At 64.9% G+C, this 2,691-nt stretch carries 2 protein-coding genes; one reads left to right on the top strand and one right to left on the bottom strand.

Annotation, left to right across the window (positions count from 1 at the left end):
• Window positions 1-1,510, bottom strand: a 1,510-nt coding sequence (locus CF70_RS18920) for a methyl-accepting chemotaxis protein (protein WP_235185120.1), incomplete at its 3' end; no start/stop codon positions are given.
• A 242-nt stretch (window positions 1,511-1,752) separates the two neighbouring features.
• Here CF70_RS18920 and CF70_RS18915 point away from each other — a divergent pair.
• Complete coding sequence (locus CF70_RS18915) at window positions 1,753-2,658, top strand: sterol desaturase family protein (protein ID WP_035867885.1); 906 nt, start codon at window positions 1,753-1,755, stop codon at window positions 2,656-2,658.
• Window positions 2,659-2,691 lie beyond the last annotated feature (33 nt).

Here is a 2,691-nt window from a genome sequence, read left to right as displayed (position 1 = left end):
CCAGCGATGCTGCGGCGGCTGCCGCCTGCTCGACCAGCGCGGCGTTCTGCTGGGTCATGCCGTCCATCTGCGCCACCGCCTGGTTGACCTGCTCGATCCCGCGCGATTGCTCGTCGGAGGCCGAGCTGATGCCGCCCATGATGCCGCTCACGCGCCGCACCGCATTTACCATCTCCTGCATCACCTGCCCCGCCTGATCCACCATCTCGCCGCCGGCGCGCACCCGGGACACCGAATCGCCGATCAGCGTGCGGATCTCCTTGGAAGCGCCCGCGCAACGTTGCGAGAGATCGCGCACATCACCCGCCACCACCGCGAAGCCGCGCCCGTGCTCGCCGGCTCGCGCAGCCTCCACCGCTGCGTTGAGCGCGAGGATATTAGTCTGGAACGCAATTTTCTCGATCACGTCGATGATGTCCACGATCTTGTTGGCGCTGGCGTCAATGGCTTGCATCGTGCTTGCCACCCGCGCCACAGCGTCGCTGCCGCGCTCCGCCAGGCCGGTGGCATCGCTGGCAAGGTCGTTGGCCTCGCGCGCGCTGTCGGCGTTCTGGCGTACCGTGCCCGTGAGCTGCTCCATGCTGGATGCGGTCTCTTCCAGCGACGCGGCTTGCTGCTCGGTGCGCTGCGAGAGATCGCTGTTGCCGCTGGCGATCTGTTTGCTGGCGGCGGCAATCGAGTCTGCGCCACCGCGCACATCGCTCACCATCGCGGCCAGGCTCGCCTGCATGCGGCCGAGCATGGCCAGCATGCGGCCTGTCTCGCTGCGCTCGCCCTCGGCGCTCAAACCCGCGCCACCGGACTTAGCGCCAAGATCGCCGGCCGCGATACGTTCGAAGCGTGCGATGGCCGCATCGAGGGGGCCCACGATGGAGCGGCGCAAGCGCCAGGCCACCACCGTGCTGAAGCACAGTCCGAGCGCCAGCACGCCAATCGAGAGCGAGCGCAACGTGGTGTAGCGCTCCTGCGAACCGTGATAGACCGCCTCCGCGCTGGCGACCTGTAGCCTGCCCAGCTCGGTGTTGACGGCGGTGAAAGCGATATCGAGCTTGGGAATGGTGTCCAGCACGGCACGCATCACGGCCTCGCGGTCCCCTTGATGCAGCGCTGCGATCATCGGTGAGACGCCTTGCGTGAACAACGCTTCGCGCCTGGCGGCGACTTCCTCGGCGGCCTTGGTTTCCTCCGGCGAGCGCGGCAGCGCCAGGTAAGCCTTCCAGGCAGCGTCCGACTGGCGCGCAAAGCCCTCTGCGGTAGCGGCACGCGCACGCGCATCGGCCGGGTCGGCGGCAAAGGTGGCCTGGTCGAGCAAGACGCGAACGAGCAACTGGTTCGAGCGTGCCTCTGCCAGATTCACGGCGGCGGCGAGCTGCTGCTGGTAGATCTGGCGAGTGGCGTCATTGCTGCGCGACATGCCGAGCCAGCCTACGGCACCGACAACCAGCAACAACATATTGCTAACAACAGTCAAAATCCACAATCTCGTACCGATGGTGGTGTTGCGAAACATGAGGGCTCCCCGTTGGAATTAGCGCTGACGCGGCTCTGTTTTCAGCCGCCCTGCTATAACGGCGCCGCGCCTGCCGGCTTGACCCCACGCGCATGGATATTCAGTCGTGCAAAATGATCAGGAATGCAAATGTGCGCCACAAGCATTACCGAGTGCATCGACGTGCGCATTTGGCAACGCCACACGGGCGTATAGAGGATCGCCTCCAGACAAAACACCCTGAATCGCGCAACATTGCCCGGATGAAACCGTCAACAATCGATCCCGGCCTGATCCTGCTGGCGTTCGCGCCGGTCTTCCTGCTGACCATCGGCGCGGAGGCGTGGTACTGGGCGCGGCGCGATTCCGCCGTCTACAGCTTGCGCGATACCGTTTCCAACGCGGCGCTGGCGCTGATGCATCAGGCGTCGGATGCCTTTTTCCTGTGGCTGATGGTGCGCACGGCCTACACCTGGAGCTACCAGCACGGGTTGAAGGCGATGCCGCAAACCCTGTGGTCGTTTCTTCTGCTGCTGCTATTGCAGGACTTTCTCTATTACTGGTTTCATCGCGCCAGCCATCGGGTGCGCTGGATGTGGGCCTCGCACGTCACCCATCATTCCTCCGAGGGCATGAATTTCTCCACGGCCTTCCGGCAGAGCCTGACTTATCCGCTTTCGGGAATGTGGCTCTTCTGGATTCCGCTGGCGCTGATCGGCTTCACGCCCGACTGGGTGATCCTGGCGGTGGGGCTGAACCTCGCGTTCCAGTTCTTTGTGCATACGCGGCTGGGCGGCCGCTGGCACCGGCTTGAATGGCTGGTCAATACGCCCTCGGTCCACCGTGTCCACCATGCCAGGAACCCGCAGTACATCGACCGCAACTATGCGGGCGTGCTGACCGTGTGGGACCGGATGTTCGGATCCTTCGTGCCTGAGCAAGCGCCGCCCGAGTACGGCATAACCCGAGGCATTGCCAGCCATAACCCACTCATCCTCACCTTCCACGAATGGCGCGACATGTTCGCCGACGCATGGCGCCACCGGGACCCGCGCCATCTCTGGAAGCCGCCGGAGTGGCGCAATCCGCGCGAAGCGGCCGCCAACCTGGCGCCGCCCGGCGCGGCGTTTGGAGCGGATCGCAGCCAGGATGCCCGGCAGCCCCGATAGCCCCGATAACCCCGGAAAACGGGCAACAAAAAA

The sequence above is a fragment of the Cupriavidus sp. SK-3 genome, from assembly GCF_000611145.1.
Lineage (GTDB): Bacteria > Pseudomonadota > Gammaproteobacteria > Burkholderiales > Burkholderiaceae > Cupriavidus.
The sequence above is the reverse complement of the archived record's forward strand: the minus strand, read 5'-3'. Positions and strand labels throughout refer to the sequence as shown.